Origin of the sequence: Rhodobacter sp. (genome assembly GCA_020637515.1) — a bacterium.
Classification (GTDB): domain Bacteria; phylum Pseudomonadota; class Alphaproteobacteria; order Rhodobacterales; family Rhodobacteraceae; genus Pararhodobacter.
In genome coordinates, this window is record JACKKG010000001.1 from 1,412,291 (window position 1) to 1,427,142 (window position 14,852).

Annotated in this window: 15 protein-coding genes and 1 tRNA gene; 13 read left to right on the forward strand and 3 right to left on the reverse strand. The window is 68.3% G+C overall.

Annotated features, from left to right (window positions below; genetic code table 11):
* Positions 1-97: 97 nt before the first annotated feature.
* The 7 genes from clpS to H6900_06885 all read left to right on the forward strand — a co-directional run bounded on the left by clpS (position 98) and on the right by H6900_06885 (position 6,455).
* Positions 98-421 carry an ATP-dependent Clp protease adapter ClpS gene (clpS, locus tag H6900_06855; GenBank protein ID MCC0072994.1) on the forward strand — a complete coding sequence of 108 codons (324 nt, stop codon included), beginning with the start codon at positions 98-100 and terminating at the stop codon, positions 419-421.
* Positions 422-445: 24 nt separating this feature from the next.
* Positions 446-1,507, forward strand: a complete 1,062-nt coding sequence (locus H6900_06860) for a class I SAM-dependent methyltransferase (GenBank protein MCC0072995.1) — start codon at positions 446-448, stop codon at positions 1,505-1,507.
* The gene (locus H6900_06865; protein ID MCC0072996.1) at positions 1,504-2,310 is read left to right on the forward strand and encodes an SDR family oxidoreductase; all 807 of its coding nucleotides are present in this window, start codon (positions 1,504-1,506) and stop codon (positions 2,308-2,310) included. Before H6900_06860 ends, H6900_06865 begins: the two co-directional genes overlap by 4 nt.
* 55 nt (positions 2,311-2,365) lie before the next feature.
* Positions 2,366-3,886 (forward strand): malonyl-CoA synthase, encoded by a 1,521-nt coding sequence (locus tag H6900_06870; GenBank protein ID MCC0072997.1) that lies wholly within the window; start codon positions 2,366-2,368, stop codon positions 3,884-3,886.
* 163 nt (positions 3,887-4,049) lie between these two features.
* Complete coding sequence (locus H6900_06875; protein MCC0072998.1) at positions 4,050-4,856, forward strand: trypsin-like peptidase domain-containing protein; 807 nt, start codon at positions 4,050-4,052, stop codon at positions 4,854-4,856.
* 132 nt (positions 4,857-4,988) lie between these two features.
* Positions 4,989-5,447: an Hsp20 family protein gene (locus H6900_06880; GenBank protein MCC0072999.1), complete on the forward strand. Its 459-nt coding sequence runs from the start codon at positions 4,989-4,991 to the stop codon at positions 5,445-5,447.
* Positions 5,448-5,555: 108 nt separating this feature from the next.
* Entirely contained in the window at positions 5,556-6,455 is a 900-nt protein-coding gene (locus tag H6900_06885; GenBank protein MCC0073000.1) for a PhzF family phenazine biosynthesis protein, read from the forward strand.
* Between the two features lie 81 nt (positions 6,456-6,536).
* Here the strand turns inward: H6900_06885 and H6900_06890 are convergent, their stop codons facing one another.
* The gene (locus tag H6900_06890; GenBank protein ID MCC0073001.1) at positions 6,537-8,495 is read right to left on the reverse strand and encodes a protein meaA; all 1,959 of its coding nucleotides are present in this window, start codon (positions 8,493-8,495) and stop codon (positions 6,537-6,539) included.
* A 166-nt stretch (positions 8,496-8,661) separates the two neighbouring features.
* Positions 8,662-8,931 carry a DksA/TraR family C4-type zinc finger protein gene (locus tag H6900_06895; protein ID MCC0073002.1) on the reverse strand — a complete coding sequence of 90 codons (270 nt, stop codon included), beginning with the start codon at positions 8,929-8,931 and terminating at the stop codon, positions 8,662-8,664.
* Between the two features lie 95 nt (positions 8,932-9,026).
* Between H6900_06895 and H6900_06900 the strand changes: the two genes are divergently transcribed.
* The 6 genes from H6900_06900 to H6900_06925 all read left to right on the forward strand — a co-directional run bounded on the left by H6900_06900 (position 9,027) and on the right by H6900_06925 (position 14,604).
* Positions 9,027-10,454 (forward strand): 1-acyl-sn-glycerol-3-phosphate acyltransferase, encoded by a 1,428-nt coding sequence (locus H6900_06900; protein MCC0073003.1) that lies wholly within the window; start codon positions 9,027-9,029, stop codon positions 10,452-10,454.
* A 110-nt stretch (positions 10,455-10,564) separates the two neighbouring features.
* Positions 10,565-11,854, forward strand: coding sequence for a crotonyl-CoA carboxylase/reductase (gene ccrA, locus H6900_06905; protein ID MCC0073004.1), 1,290 nt, complete (start codon positions 10,565-10,567; stop codon positions 11,852-11,854).
* A 120-nt stretch (positions 11,855-11,974) separates the two neighbouring features.
* The gene (locus H6900_06910; GenBank protein ID MCC0073005.1) at positions 11,975-12,136 is read left to right on the forward strand and encodes a hypothetical protein; all 162 of its coding nucleotides are present in this window, start codon (positions 11,975-11,977) and stop codon (positions 12,134-12,136) included.
* A 59-nt stretch (positions 12,137-12,195) separates the two neighbouring features.
* Positions 12,196-13,527 carry an FAD-dependent oxidoreductase gene (locus tag H6900_06915; GenBank protein MCC0073006.1) on the forward strand — a complete coding sequence of 444 codons (1,332 nt, stop codon included), beginning with the start codon at positions 12,196-12,198 and terminating at the stop codon, positions 13,525-13,527.
* A complete protein-coding gene (locus tag H6900_06920) occupies positions 13,524-14,132 on the forward strand; it encodes an amino acid transporter (GenBank protein MCC0073007.1) in 609 nt (202 codons plus the stop codon). The genes H6900_06915 and H6900_06920 overlap by 4 nt, the downstream gene beginning before the upstream one ends.
* A 4-nt stretch (positions 14,133-14,136) precedes the next feature.
* The gene (locus H6900_06925; protein MCC0073008.1) at positions 14,137-14,604 is read left to right on the forward strand and encodes an OsmC family protein; all 468 of its coding nucleotides are present in this window, start codon (positions 14,137-14,139) and stop codon (positions 14,602-14,604) included.
* A gap of 35 nt (positions 14,605-14,639) precedes the next feature.
* Here the strand turns inward: H6900_06925 and H6900_06930 are convergent.
* Positions 14,640-14,723, reverse strand: a tRNA-Tyr gene (locus H6900_06930).
* Between the last annotated feature and the right edge of the window lie 129 nt (positions 14,724-14,852).

Genomic DNA, 14,852 nt, shown 5'->3' on the forward strand with positions numbered 1-14,852 from the left:
CCCCGCAAGGGTTTTCTTGAGCGTCCGGGACGTTATATACTGCGCTGAAACCGAATCTGTCACCCCGGGTCCTTTTTCCATGGCAATCACACCGACGATGACGGACCGCAAGGACGGCCCTGGCAGCGGCGATCCTGGCCTTGCGGTCAAGACGCGCACCCGCACGCAGCGGCCGCCGATGTACAAGGTGCTGCTGCTGAACGACGATTACACGCCGATGGAATTCGTCGTGCATGTGCTCGAGCGGTTCTTCGGCCTGAATCACGCGCAGGCGTTCGAGATCATGCTGACGGTTCACAAGAAGGGCCTCGCGGTGGTCGGCGTCTTCAGCTACGAGATTGCGGAAACCAAGGTGGCGCAGGTGATGGATTTTTCGCGCCGCCACCAGCACCCGCTGCAATGCACCCTGGAAAAGGAGTAGGGCGCCCCGCGCCCGCCGAACCGCATGTCCCTGACTGACCCGGCCCCGCGCGCCTTGCGGCTGGAGCTGGCCCTCGAGGCCGGTCTCACGATGCCCGACACCGGCGCGATCGCCGTCTTCCATCCGCGCGCGGGGGAATTGCTGTCGCCGCTGCCGCACGCGCGTGTGGCGGTGGTCACGCCGCACGCGCCCGATCACGCCGCCTTTGCCGCGCAGGGCTATGCCTGCACGCAGGCGCCCCAGGGGCCCTATGCGGCGGTGCTGGTCTGCCTGCCGCGCGGCCGGGCCGAGGGGCGCGACCTGATCGCCCGGGCCGCCGCGCTGACGACGGGACCCGTGATCGTGGATGGCCAGAAGACCGACGGTGCGGATGCGATGCTGAAGGACCTGCGCGCCCGCGTGGACCTGTCCGAGGCGATCGCCAAGGGGCATGGCAAGATTGCCTGGTTCCCCTCGCCGGGCGCGGCGCTGGCCGACTGGTGCGCCGAACCGGGCCAGGTCGAGGGTTGGCAAACGCTGCCCGGCACGTTCTCGGCCGACGGGATCGACCCGGCCTCGGGGTTGCTGGCGCAGGCGCTGCCGGCAGGGTTGAAGGGCGTGGTGGCGGACCTGGGCGCGGGCTGGGGCTATCTTGCGGGGCGTCTTCTGGACAAGGCGCCCGGGATCGCGGCGCTGCACCTGATCGAATCGGACGCGCGTGCGCTGGCCTGCGCCCGCCACAACGTCACCGACCCGCGCGCGGTCTTCCATTGGGCGGACGCGACGCAGCCGGTGCCGCGCCTGGTGCTGGATGCGGTCATCATGAACCCGCCCTTTCACACCGGCCGCGAGGCGCGCCCGCAACTGGGCGCGGCCTTCATCGCGGCGGCGGCGGCGATGCTGAAATCCTCTGGGCAGTTGTTCCTGGTGGCGAACCGGCATCTACCCTATGAGACCGCGCTGGCCGCCCATTTTCGTCGGCACGAGGAACTGCCCGGCCTGCCCGGGTTCAAGCTGTTCGTGGCCGAAGGCCCCCTGCGGGCCAAAGCCGCCGCCGCGCCTCGGGGCGGTTCCCGCGTCACCCACAGCAAAGGACGCCGCGCATGAGCTTTTCCATCGCCGGCAAGACCGCCATCATCACCGGCGCCGCGACCGGAATCGGCCACGCCATCGCCCGGCATTTCGTGGACGAGGGGGCGAATGTGGTCTTTTGCGACCATAATGAGAAACGTCTGAAATCGGGCAGCGACGACCTGGTGGACCTGCCGAATTGCCGCCTGTTCGCCGGCGACCTGCGCGAGAAACTGGCGGTGGCGAACCTGTTGTCCACCGCGCTCGACGCCTTTGACCGGGTGGATATCCTGGTGAACGCGACGCGGATGTTTGCCGTGACCGACCCGCTGGACCCCTCGGATACCACGGTCGAACAACTGCTGGACCAGAACCTGACGGTCGCGCTGCGCACCAGTCAGGCCGTGGCGCGGCGCATGATCTTGCAGGCCGAACAGGCCGAGACGCGGGCGCACGAGGCCGGCGCCATCATCAACCTGTCGTCCATCGCGGCGCATCGAACGCAGCCCCAGTTGCTGGGTTTCTCGATCTCGAACGCGGCGCTGGAACAAATGACGCGCTCGCTGGCGGTGTCGCTGGCGCCGCACGCGATCCGGGTCAACGCGGTCGCGGTGGGCTCTGTCATGTCGGGCACCTTGCGCGACACGATCGCCGAGCACCCCGACTATCGCGAGGCCATTCTCGAGGGCACGCCGCTGGGCCGGATCGGCACGGCGTCCGAGGTGGCCGAACTGGTGCAGTTCCTGGCGTCCTCGGCGGCCGGCTTCATGACGGGGCAGATCGTCGGCCTGGACGGCGGGCGGCAGGTTCTGGACACGGTGCAGCGCCCGGCGCATTGAGCCGACTGGACCGGCCCCCCGGACCGCGCTATGCGCAAGACAGGAGGATCCGCCGATGCCCAATCCGCTGTATGACGCCCTGTTCGCCCCACTGATCGAACGCCGGTCGGCGCTCGTGATCCTGCCTGACGGCACCGAGATTTCCGGCGACGCCTTTCACGCGATGTGCGCGCGCGTCGCGGGCGCGCTGGCCGCGCTGGGGCTTCAGCCCGGCGACCGCATGGCCGTCCAGGTCGAAAAAAGCGCCGATGCGCTGGCGCTCTATGGTGGCGCGGTCATGGCGGGGGTCGTGTTCCTGCCGCTGAACACCGCCTACACGCCGGACGAGGTCGCCTATTTCCTGTCCGATGCGGGCGCGAAACTCTTGCTGGCGGATAGCGCCAAGGCCGCCGCGCTGGCCCCCGTGGCCGACCGCTGCGGCGCCCGACTGATGGTGCTGAACGCCGATGGTCGCGGCAGCTTCGCCGACTTTTGCGCCACCGTCGAACCGATGCGCGCGCCCGCCGACCGGGCCGAGGGGGATCTGGCGGCGTTGCTCTATACCTCGGGCACGACCGGGCGCTCGAAGGGCGCGATGCTGAGCCAGAAGAACCTTCTGTCCAACGCCGAAGTGCTGACCCGGGCCTGGCGCTTTACCGCGCAGGACGTGCTGCTTCACGCGCTGCCGATCTTCCACACCCATGGGCTGTTCGTGGCCACCAACATCGTGCTGCTGGCCGGCGGCGCCATGATCTTGCTGCCAAAGCTGGATATCGACGCGCTGATCCGCTGGATGCCGCGCGCGACCTCGCTGATGGGGGTGCCGACCTTCTACACGCGGCTTCTGGACGATGCGCGCTTCACGCGCGATCTGGTGGCGCATATGCGGCTCTTCACCTCGGGCTCGGCGCCGCTGCTGGCGGAAACCCATGTGGCCTTTGAAGCGCGCACCGGGCACCGGATTCTCGAACGCTACGGCATGACGGAAACCAACATGAACACCTCGAACCCCTATGACGGCGAGCGCCGCGCCGGCACGGTCGGCTTTCCGCTGCCGGGGGTCGAGGTGAAGGTGACCGACCCCGAAACCGGCGCGACCCTGCCGCAGGGCGAGATCGGCATTCTCGAGGTGCGCGGCGACAATGTCTTCATGGGCTATTGGCAGATGCCCGAGAAAACCGCCGCCGAACTGCGTGCGGACGGGTTCTTCATCACCGGCGACCTGGGGCGGATCGACGACGACGGCTATGTCACCATCGTCGGCCGGCAAAAGGACCTGATCATCGCCGGCGGCTACAACATCTATCCCAAGGAAATCGAGCTGGAGCTGGACGAGGCCGAGGGCGTCAAGGAAAGCGCCGTGATCGGTGTGCCGCACCCCGACCTGGGCGAGGGGGTGCTGGGGGTGATCGTGCCGCTGCCCGGCGCCCGGCCTGATACCGCCGCGATCCTGGCGGACCTGGGCACCCGGCTGGCGCGGTTCAAGGTGCCGCGCGCGCTGGTCGTGCTGCCCGACCTGCCGCGCAACACGATGGGCAAGGTGCAGAAGAACCTGCTGCGCGACCAGTTCCGCGACTGGTTCACCTCCCGGGCCTGAGCGCCCCTGGAAACCGGGGCCAAGGGGGTTTTCCACCCCCTTGGAACCCCCGAGGATATTTCCGGCACAAAGAAGGGGCGCGGCGCGGGGGCAGGGTTAACGCCGCATTTTCGCCATCTTGGCGGGGCAGGTTGCGGGTTCCCTTTGCTGATCGCGGTTCCGAATGCGCCTGGTGTTGCTGCTGTTCCTTTTGTTCCCGTTCCAGGCCTTGGCCCAGGCGCTGGTCCAGGCCCAGGCCGATACGCGCCTGCATGCCCTGCAGACCGGCGACGCCAGCCGCGGCTGGGAGGCCGTCGGCCGGCTGAACATGCAAGGCGTCGGCTTTTGCACCGCGACGCTGATTGCCCCCGACCGCGTTCTGACCGCCGCGCATTGCCTGTTCGACCGCGCCACCGGGCAACAGATCGCGCCCGGGCGGTTGCAGTTCCTGGCCGGCTGGCGCACCGGACGGGCCGAGGCGATCCGTGGCGTGAGCCGGGTGGCGATCTGGCCCGAGTTCGACTTTGCGGTCGGCGCCGAAATGGCGAATGTGCCGCGCGACCTTGCGGTGCTGGAGCTGGACCAACCGGTGCGCAACCCCGCGATCCGACCCTTCGCGATCTCGGACGCGCCGGTGGAGACGGGCGATGCGGTCGCCGTGGTCAGCTATGCCCGCAACCGGGCCGAGGCGCCGTCGATCCAGGAGACGTGCCATGTTCTCGACCAGCGCCGCGACGGGGTCTCGGTCTTTTCGTGCGACATCGATTTCGGCTCGTCGGGTTCGCCGGTGTTCGCGGTTCGCGACGGCGCGTTGCGGGTGGTTTCGGTGATCTCGGCCCTGGCGCAGGGCGAGAGCCGCCCGATCTCGTTGGGAATGCGGCTGAGCGGGCGGATCGAAGCGCTGGAGCAGGCGCTGGATCAGGGGGTGTCGGGTGTGCTGTCGGGCCAGCCCCAGGGCGCGCGATCGAGCGCGCGCTTCCTGCGTCCCTGACCCCTTGAAAGCCCGAAACGGGCTTCCCACATCGGTTGGACCGGGCGCCCAGGATGGGGTCCGGCGCTTCAACGCCCGGCCGGGCAGACCGGCGGGCAGACATCAGACATCGCTTGTCAAAGGATGACTCACATGCGTGCTTTCGACCCGACTCCGCTGTTCCGTGCCTCGGTTGGTTTCGACCGGATGGCCGACCTGATGGATCGTGTTCTGGCTGCCGAACCCGTGCAGCCCAGCTATCCGCCCTACAACATCGAAAAGACCGACGAGAACACCTATCGCATCTCGTTGGCGGTCGCCGGCTTCAGCGCCGATGAACTGGCCGTCGATGTCAAAGAGAATTCGCTGGTGATCGCCGCCCGCAAGGCCGAGGACGAAGCCGGCCGCACCTTCCTGCATCGCGGGATCGCGACCCGCGCCTTCGAGCGCCGCTTTCACCTGGCTGACCATGTGCGCGTGACCGGCGCGACCCACGCCGACGGGATGCTGCACATCGACCTGGTGCGCGAGATCCCCGAGGCGCTGAAGCCGCGCCGCATCGAGATCGCGCGCGCCGAACCGTCGCGTCTGGTCGAGGCCTCGGCCGCCTGACGCCCCGGGATCACCCCGGCCCGGCATCGAGGGCGCGTCCTGCGGGGCGCGCCCTTTTCTTTTGCCGCGTCCCGTCGCACTGTCGGCCTGCGGCAAGGAGGGTCTGTCATGCTGGCGTTCGAAACCTGGGACGTGTTCACCGAGTCGCCTTTTGCGGGCAATCCGCTTGCCATCGTGCGCGGCGCCGATGCGCTGAGCGTGGCGCAGATGCAGACCCTGGCGCGCGAATTCAACCTGTCGGAAACCTTGTTCGTGATGGCGCCGCGCGATCCGGCGCGGACCGCGCGCGTGCGGATCTTCTTTCCCACGGCCGAGATCCCCTTTGCCGGGCACCCGACACTGGGCTGTGCGATCGCGCTATCGGGTCTGGCCGCGCCCGGACCCGACGCCGAGGTGACTCTTGTGCTCGAGGAAGAAGCGGGACTGGTGCCCGTGTGCGTCCGTCGCCGTGCCAACCGGGTCGAGGGGACCTTTGCCGCCCCGGTCCTGCCCTTTGCCGCGCCGGGCCGGGCCGATCCCGCGCTGACCGCCGCCGCGCTGGGCGTCGCCACGCTGGGCACGGTCGGGCATCCGGCGCCGTCGCTCTGGCAGGGTGGTCCGGCGTTTCTTTATGTTCCGCTGCCCGATCTGGCGACACTGGCCGCCGCGGGCCCGGTCCAGCCGCACTGGTCGCGCCTCATGCATGAGGCCGGCGTGGACAGCGCGTGGTGCTACACCCGCACGGCGCAAGGTTACCGGGCGCGCATGTTCTCGCCCACCGCCGGCATCCCCGAGGACCCGGCCACGGGCTCGGCCAGCGCGATCTTCGCGGCCGAACTCATGGCGCGCGGGCTGCTGGGCGCCGGGGAAACGCGGATCGCCATCGCCCAAGGCATCGAGATGGGCCGCCCCTCGACCATCGGACTGACGGCCGTGGTCGAGAACGGCGCCCTGGCGGCGGTTCGGGTCACGGGGTCGGCGGTGCCGATCGCACAGGGGCGGATCGCGGTGCCGCAGGTCGCGGGTTAACCGCGCGTTAACCCCCCTTCTTTGTGCCGGAAATATCCCGGGGGGTGAATTTGCGCAGCAAAGAGGGGGGCAGCGCCCCCCTTACGCGGCCGCCACCGGGCGCGCCTGGACCAGGCCCACGATGTCCATCATGATCCGGTTCAGTTCGAAATCCTTGGGCGTGTAGACGGCGGCGACGCCCATGGCGCGCAGCTTTGCCGCATCCTCGTCGGGGATGATGCCGCCGACGACCACCGGCGTATCGGCCAGCCCGGCGGCCTGCATGCGATCCATCACCTCGGCCACCAGGGGCACATGGCTGCCCGACAGGATCGACAGGCCCACCACATGCGCCTGCTGGTCGCCCGCGGCCGAGACGATTTCAGCCGGGGTCAGGCGGATGCCGTCGTAATGGATGTCCATGCCACAGTCGCGGGCGCGGGCCGCGATCTGTTCGGCACCGTTGGAATGACCGTCCAGCCCCGGCTTGCCGACCACGAATTTCAGGCGCCGTCCCAGGCGCGTGCTGACCGCATCGACGGCCGAGCGGATCTCCTCGAGCCCCTCGGTCCGGTTCGAGGGGTTGCGCGACACGCCGGTCGGCGCGCGGTATTCGCCGAACACCTGGCGCACCATCAGGCCCCATTCTCCGGTGGTCGCGCCGGCCTTGGCGGCCTTGATCGACGCCGGCATGACGTTGGCGCCGGACAGCGCGGCGGCGCGCAGCTCATCCAGCGCGGCGCGCACCGCGCCCTCGTCGCGGCTGGCGCGCCAGGCCTGAAGCCGGGCGATCTGGTCGCGCTCGGCCGCTTCATCGATCACCATGATCGCGGCGTCGCCGGTGGTCAGCGGGCTGGGTTCGGTCGTGGTGAACCGGTTCACGCCGACGACCGTGGTTTCCCCCGTCTCGATCCGCGCAATGCGTTCGGCGTTCGCCTCGACCAGGCGGCCCTTCATGTAGTCGATGGCGCTGACCGCGCCGCCCATGTCGTCGATCAGCGCCAGTTCGGCGCGCGCGCCCTCTTTCAGGGCCTGCACCTTGGCATCCACCACGGGGTTGCCGTCAAACAGATCGCCGTATTCCAGAAGGTCCGTCTCGAAGGCCAGGATCTGCTGCATCCGCAGCGACCATTGCTGATCCCACTTGCGCGGCAGGCCCAGCGCCTCGTTCCAGGCGGGAAGCTGCACGGCGCGGGCGCGGGCGTTCTTCGACAGCGTGACCGCCAACGCCTCGATCAGGATGCGGTAGACGTTGTTTTCGGGCTGCTGTTCCGTCAGCCCCAGGCTGTTCACCTGCACGCCATAGCGAAACCGGCGATAGCGCGCGTCCGCGACGCCATAGCGGTCGCGGCACAATTCGTCCCACAATTCGCTGAAGGCGCGCATCTTGCACATCTCGGTCACGAAGCGGATGCCCGCGTTCACGAAGAAGCTGATGCGCCCCACCATCTCGCCGAAATGTTGGGCCGGAACCTTGTCTTTCAGATCGTCCAGCACGGCGCAGGCGGTGGCCAGCGCAAAGGCCAGTTCCTGCTCGGGCGTCGCGCCGGCTTCTTGCAGGTGATAGGAACACACGTTCATCGGGTTCCATTTGGGCAGATGTTCGCGGGTATAGGCCGCGACATCGGTGATCATCCGCAGGCTGGGTTTCGGCGGGCAGATATAGGTGCCGCGCGACAGGTATTCCTTGATGATGTCGTTCTGGACCGTGCCCTGAAGCTGGGTGATGTCGGCGCCCTGTTCCTCGGCCACGGCGATGTAGAGCGCCAGCAACCACGGCGCGGTCGCGTTGATCGTCATCGAGGTGTTCATCTGTTCCAGCGGGATCTGGTCGAACAGTGCGCGCATGTCGCCCAGGTGGCTGACCGGCACGCCGACCTTGCCCACCTCGCCCCGGCTCAGCACATGGTCGCTGTCGTATCCCGTCTGCGTCGGCAGATCGAAGGCCACGCTGAGCCCGGTCTGCCCCTTGGACAGGTTGGTGCGATACAGGTCGTTCGAGGCTTTCGCCGTCGAATGGCCGGCATAGGTGCGGAACAGCCAGGGCTTGTCCTTGGTCATGGCGAGGGTCTCCACAATGCAGTCGCAGCGCAATTTTCTTACCCGAAGGGAATATTCGGGCGAAAGATAATGTCAAGCCGGGAATCGCTGCGACGCGGCGGCGCGCCGTCGTCCGGCCGGAAAGACGCACTCCGGCCCCTGGGCCGGACGCGGCCCCCGGTGGCCGCTATTTCAACTGGCTGTCCTTGGACCCGCGCCGGTTGATCCCGGGGCGCGCGCGAAAGGCCTGGTCGCGCTCTTGCTGGCACTCCAGGCACAAGGCGACGCCGGGCAGCGCGGCGCGGCGCGCCTCGGGGATCGGTTCCTCGCAGGCGATGCAATGGGTCCGGCTTTCCCCGCCCGGTCGTGCCCGCATCCGCATCCGCGCCAGTTCCTCGCCGATCGACGTTTCGATCTGCTCGTTCACCGCGCCGTCCTTTGCCCAACCGCCTGCCATCCGTGCCTCCCGTCCTGGGGGCAAGATACCCGTTTGCCCGCCGCCTGTCATCCTAGCCCATTGTCGCCGCCGGGGGTTTCCGCCAATCTGTGGCGATGCTTTCCCCGATCCCGGTCCCCCTCTGGCTGTTGATCCTGATCCTGCTGTTCGCGGGGGCATCGTTTCTGTCGCATTTCCTGTTCCCGTCGGTGCGCTGGTTCTTCCGCCGCCGGATGGAACGCGCGGTCGAGGAATTGAACAAGCGCCTCGAACGCCCCATCCAGCCGTTCAAGCTGGTGCGCAGGCAGGACTATGTCGTGCGGCTGGTCTATGACCCGCAGGTGATGGAGGCCGTCGCCGACTTTGCCCGCGAACAGGGCATTCCGCGTTCGGTCGCCTTTGAAAAGGCCCGCCGCTACGCGCGCGAGATCGTGCCCGGCTTTTCCACCGCCGCCTATTTCGGCTTTGCGATCCGCGTTGCGCGCCGGCTCAGCCGGATGTTCTATTCCGTGCATCTGGGCGCGGGCGACGCGCAGACCCTGCGCGCCATCGACCCCAGATCGGCCGTGGTTTTCGTCATCAACCACCGCAGCAACATGGATTATGTGCTGGTCACATGGCTGGCGGCCGACCGCTCGGCGCTGAGCTATGCGGTCGGGGAATGGGCGCAGGTCTGGCCGCTGCGGGCGCTGATCCGGGCGATGGGGGCCTATTACATTCGCCGGCGCGATTCGAACCCGCTCTATCGTGCGGTATTGGCGCGCTATGTGCAGATGTCGGTGCACGAGGGGGTGACGCAGGCGATCTTCCCCGAGGGGGGGCTCAGCCTGTCGGGCGCGGTGGGTCCGGCCAAAAAGGGGCTGTTGCACTATATCGTCCGCGATTTCCGCCCCTCGGACAGCCGCGATGTGGTCTTTGTGCCGGTCGCGCTGAACTATGACCGGGTGCTCGAGGACCGCATCCTGCACAAGGCCGCCATCACCGGCGAGCGCCGGTTCCGCGTGCGCCTGACCGAGGCCGCGGGCTGGGTGCTGCGGTTGATGTGGCAAAAGGCGCGCGGGCGGTTCCGCACCTTCGGCAATGCGGCGGTCTGCTACGGCGCGCCGGTGTCGCTGCGCGATTTCCTGACCACGCAGCCCGGCGCCAGCACCGAGGCCCTGGCCGACCTGCTGATGACCCGGGTGCGCGCCGCAGTGCCGGTGTTGCCGGTGCCTCTGGCGGCCGCGGCGCTGGTGCGGGCGGGCGGGGCGTCGTCGCTCGAGGCGCTGCGCCCGCTGACCGCGCGGCTGGTGGACGACGCGCGCGCGCAGGGCGCGACGCTGCATCTGCCAGGCGGGGTCAACGCGGCGCTGCACACGGGCCTGGCCGCGCTGGTCCATCGCGGGCTGGTGCTGCGCGACGAGGACGCACTGCGCATCGCGCCGGGGCAAGAGGGGATCGTCGGCTATTACGCGGCCTCGGCCATCCAACGCCTGGCCGAACCCGACCTGCCGGGCGGATACTGCCAGACGGCGCTGGAATTGCCGGAAGTCACAGAGACATAAAATTACAAATTCGCCCGTTAAGGGGTTGTATAGTTGCGCGACCGATTTTATCAATGCTGCAACTGCTTCGTATATTCTGCGACGCGGCGTTCGATTCTCAGGAGAGACCCATGGCCCTCGACCACAACCCCGGCATCGTCAAGTATGACGCCCCCGAGAAAGACCTCTACGAGATCGGCGAAATGCCGCCCCTCGGCTATGTGCCCAAGAAGATGTATGCCTGGGCCATCCGCCGCGAGCGTCACGGCGAGCCCGACAAGTCCTTTCAGGTCGAGGTGGTCGATACCTGGCAGATCGACAGCCACGAGGTGCTGGTCCTGGTGATGGCCGCAGGCGTCAACTACAACGGTGTCTGGGCCGGGCTTGGCGTGCCGGTCAGCCCGTTCGACGGTCACAAGCAGCCCTATCACATCGCCGGATCGGATGCGGCGGGGATTGTCTGGGCCGTCGGCGACAAGGTCAGGCAATGGAAGGTCGGCGACGAGGTCGTGGTCCATTGCAACCAGGACGACGGCGACGACGAGGAATGCAACGGCGGCGACCCGATGTTCAGCCCGACCCAGCGCATCTGGGGCTATGAGACGCCGGACGGGTCCTTCGCGCAGTTCACCCGGGTGCAGGCGCAGCAGCTCATGCCGCGGCCAAAGCACCTGACCTGGGAGGAATCGGCCTGCTACACGCTGACGCTGGCCACCGCCTACCGGATGCTGTTCGGGCACCACCCGCACGAATTGAAGCCGGGCCAGAACGTGCTGGTCTGGGGGGCCTCGGGCGGGCTGGGGTCGTTTGCGATCCAGCTCATCAACGCGGCCGGCGCGAACGCGGTCGGCGTCATTTCCGATGAATCGAAGCGCGACTTCGTCATGGCGCTGGGGGCCAAAGGCGTCATCAACCGCAACGATTTCAAATGCTGGGGCCAGTTGCCCAAGGTCAACAGCCAGGAATACAACGACTGGCTGAAAGAGGCGCGCAAGTTCGGCAAGGCGATCTGGGACATCACCGGCAAGGGCGTGAACGTGGACATGGTCTTCGAACACCCCGGCGAGGCAACCTTCCCGGTCTCGGCGCTGGTGTGCAAGAAGGGCGGCATGGTGGTGATCTGCGCCGGGACCTCGGGGTTCAACTGCACCTTTGACGTTCGCTACATGTGGATGCACCAAAAGCGCCTGCAAGGGTCGCATTTCGCGCACCTCAAACAGGCCTCGGCCGCGAACCGCCTGATGATCGAGCGCCGCATCGACCCCGCCATGTCCGAGGTCTTTCCCTGGGCCGAAATCCCGATGGCCCATGTCAAGATGCTGAAGAACCAGCACAAGCCGGGCAATATGGCGGTTCTGGTTCAGGCCCCGACGACCGGGTTGCGCACGTTCGAAGACGCGCTGGAAGCCGGGCCGCGCTGAACCCCTGACGTCACGTCATGCGACGGGCCGCCCCGCACGGGGGCGGCCTTTTCCGTTCCGGGCAACGCTTTGTCAACACACATGCCGCAGGCTTCCGCCATACCGAAGAGGAGCGGCGCCTTGGCCCATGAATGGATGATACGGGTTCTCGAGGACCTGCTGACCTATGCGCGGCTGCACGGGTTGACGGCGCTGGCCGAAATGCTCGATCAGGCGCGGATGCTGGCGATCGCCGAGATCGCCAATCTGGAACCGCGCGATCGGGGCGGGGGCGACGGGTAGCGGTTCTTGCAGGCGGATGGCCGCTGGCATAGCGTGCGGCGATCATTGTCAGGTCCCCGATGCGTCCCGATCCCCGATCCCCCGATCCCCGATCCCTTGGCCCCCGTTCCCCCGGCGCCGAAACCGCCGCCCCTTATCCCGATACCTTTTACAGCCGCACCCTGGCCGATGCCCGTCGGCGCCCCGCGCTGACGGGCCGGGTGTCGGTCGAATGCGCGGTCATCGGGGCCGGATTCGCGGGTGTCTTTACCGCGCTGTCCCTGGCGCGCGCCGGAATGCGCGTCGCCCTGATCGAGGCGCAGGCGGTGGGCTGGGGCGCCTCAGGGCGCAACGGCGGCTTCGTCTCGGACGGGTTCGCCAGCGGCGCGGCGGCGATCCGGCGGCGCGTCGGCGCGGCCCAGGCCGAGGCCCTGCAGGCGCTGTCCTCCGAGGGGGTGGAAATCCTGCGCCACGAGATCGCGACCCTGGCGATCGCAGGGGCTGATCCCGTGCCCGGTATCCTGCGGCTCAGGCGGTATGACCGCTCCGAGGATCTGCGCGCCGATGCGACGCCCGAAGCGCCCTACCTGGACCAGGCCGCGATTCGCCGCCACCTGGAGACCGCGCGCTACAAACACGGGATCGCGGAACGCACCGCCTTTCACATCCATCCGCTGAACACGCTGCGCGCGCTGGTGGCCGAGGTCGAGCGCCTGGGCGGGCTGGTCTTTGAACAAAGCCCCGTCACTGGCGCCGATCTCGACGGCCCGCTCAAGGTGCTGACCACACCCGCCGGCCGGATCGAGGCTCCGCGCGTGGTCCTTGCGACGGGGGGGTATACCGGCCCGCTGGTGCCGCGTTTGCGTCGCGCGATCCTGCCCATCGCAACCTATGTGATGCTGTCCGAACCCGCGCCCGACCTGCTGGCCCAGGCCATCCGCACCCGCATGGCGGTGGGCGACGACCGGCGGGCCGGGGATTACTATCGCCTGGTCCAGGACGGCACGCGCCTGCTCTGGGGCGGGCGCATCACCACCCACGCGGCGTCGCCCGCCGGGATCGGCCGCGCCCTCCGGGCCGAGATGCTGGGCGTCTATCCGCAACTCGGACCGCTGAAGACGGATCTGGTCTGGTCGGGGCTCATGGCCTACGCGCGCCACCGGATGCCGCAGATCGGCCCGTTGCAGCCGGGGGTCTGGCATGTCACCGGGTTCGGTGGCCACGGGCTGAACACCACCGCCATCGGAGGGCGTGTGACGGCCGAAGCGATCCTCGGCACCTCGGACCGCGTCGCGCTGTTTGCGCCCTTTGGGCTGGACTGGGCGGGCGGCCCGGTGGGTCTGGCGGCCGCGCAGGCCACCTATTGGGCGCTGCAAGTGCAGGACTGGTGGCGCGAGAGGAAGGAAGCATGAACGCGCTGGTCGCCGGGTTTCTGGCCAGCCTGTCGCTGATCGCGGCCATCGGGGCGCAGAACGCCTTTGTGCTGCGCCAGGGGATCCGGCGCGAACATGTGGCGGTCGTGGTGGCGCTTTGCGCGGGCTCGGACGCGCTGCTGATCGCGCTGGGCGTGGCGGGCTTTGGCGCCGTGGCCGAGGCGCTGCCCTGGTTGACGCCGGTCATGCTGTGGGGCGGCGTGGTGTTCCTGCTGGTTTACGGCGCGCTCAGGTTTCGCGCCGCGCTGCGGGGCGGGGCGGCACTGGCGGCGGGTGCGGGCGGGCCGGCGTCGCGCCGCCGGGTCGTGCTGACCTGCCTGGCACTGACCTGGCTCAACCCGCATGTCTATCTGGACACGCTGGCGTTGCTGGGCGCCCTGGCCGCACAATACAGCCCGCATGAAGTCCGGTTCGGCCTGGGGGCGATGCTGGCCTCGGCGGTGTTTTTCGCCGCCTTGGGATTTGGCGCGCGCTACCTCGCGCCGGTTCTGGCCCGTCCACGCGCCTGGGTGATCGTGGAATGCGTCATCGGCGCGATCATGTGGATGATCGCGGCGCATCTCGTCCTTCAAGCCCTGGAGTAAGCTTTTGAAATCTCACAGCTACACCACGCACATCCGCTGGACCGGAAACACCGGCGAGGGCACGGCGCATTACCGCGCCTATCGCCGCGACTGGGAGGTCGCGGTGCCCGGGAAACCCGTGATCCCGATGTCGAACGACCCGCTTCTGGGCGGCAATCCGGCGCTGATGAACCCTGAGGACCTGCTGTTGTCGGCGCTCTCGGGGTGCCACATGCTGTGGTATCTGCACCTGGCCTCGGATGCCGGCATCGTCGTGACCGGCTACGAGGACACGCCCGAGGGGATCGGCGCGCTCGAAACCGGCGGGGCCGGGCGGTTTGTCCGGGCCGTGCTGCGGCCGCGGATCACGCTGCGGCGCGGCGCGGATCTGGCCCGTGCGCGCGCGATTCACGAAGAGATCCACAAGGTCTGCTTCATTGCCCGATCGGTGAGCTTCCCGATCGAGATCGCGCCGGACTTTATCGAGGAATAGCGGCCCAGGACCGGCCCCACCATCCGAAAGGGGGATGGTGGGTGACCCTGGAATCGAACCAGGCGTGGGTCGCCCCGGCGGAGTTACAGTCCGCTGCCGCACCTTGCAGCTCGTCACCCTGACGAGGCCGGGGAATAGCGAAGGGGGCGAGGGGCGTCAAGGGTGGAAAACGGCGGAAACTTCCGCCATGCGACGCCGGCGCGGGGCGCGGGTTGTTCCCCCGGTCGCCCGGATTTGTGGCACGATGC

Bases quoted from the DNA above. Each gene is read 5' to 3' on its own strand.
- clpS (MCC0072994.1), top strand. From the start codon at position 98: ATGACGGACCGCAAGGACGGCCCTGGCAGCGGCGATCCTGGCCTTGCG.
- H6900_06860 (MCC0072995.1), top strand. From the start codon at position 446: ATGTCCCTGACTGACCCGGCCCCGCGCGCCTTGCGGCTGGAGCTGGCC.
- H6900_06865 (MCC0072996.1), top strand. From the start codon at position 1,504: ATGAGCTTTTCCATCGCCGGCAAGACCGCCATCATCACCGGCGCCGCG.
- H6900_06870 (MCC0072997.1), top strand. From the start codon at position 2,366: ATGCCCAATCCGCTGTATGACGCCCTGTTCGCCCCACTGATCGAACGC.
- H6900_06875 (MCC0072998.1), top strand. From the start codon at position 4,050: ATGCGCCTGGTGTTGCTGCTGTTCCTTTTGTTCCCGTTCCAGGCCTTG.
- H6900_06880 (MCC0072999.1), top strand. From the start codon at position 4,989: ATGCGTGCTTTCGACCCGACTCCGCTGTTCCGTGCCTCGGTTGGTTTC.
- H6900_06885 (MCC0073000.1), top strand. From the start codon at position 5,556: ATGCTGGCGTTCGAAACCTGGGACGTGTTCACCGAGTCGCCTTTTGCG.
- H6900_06890 (MCC0073001.1), bottom strand. From the start codon at position 8,495: ATGACCAAGGACAAGCCCTGGCTGTTCCGCACCTATGCCGGCCATTCG.
- H6900_06895 (MCC0073002.1), bottom strand. From the start codon at position 8,931: ATGGCAGGCGGTTGGGCAAAGGACGGCGCGGTGAACGAGCAGATCGAA.
- H6900_06900 (MCC0073003.1), top strand. From the start codon at position 9,027: ATGCTTTCCCCGATCCCGGTCCCCCTCTGGCTGTTGATCCTGATCCTG.
- ccrA (MCC0073004.1), top strand. From the start codon at position 10,565: ATGGCCCTCGACCACAACCCCGGCATCGTCAAGTATGACGCCCCCGAG.
- H6900_06915 (MCC0073006.1), top strand. From the start codon at position 12,196: ATGCGTCCCGATCCCCGATCCCCCGATCCCCGATCCCTTGGCCCCCGT.
- H6900_06920 (MCC0073007.1), top strand. From the start codon at position 13,524: ATGAACGCGCTGGTCGCCGGGTTTCTGGCCAGCCTGTCGCTGATCGCG.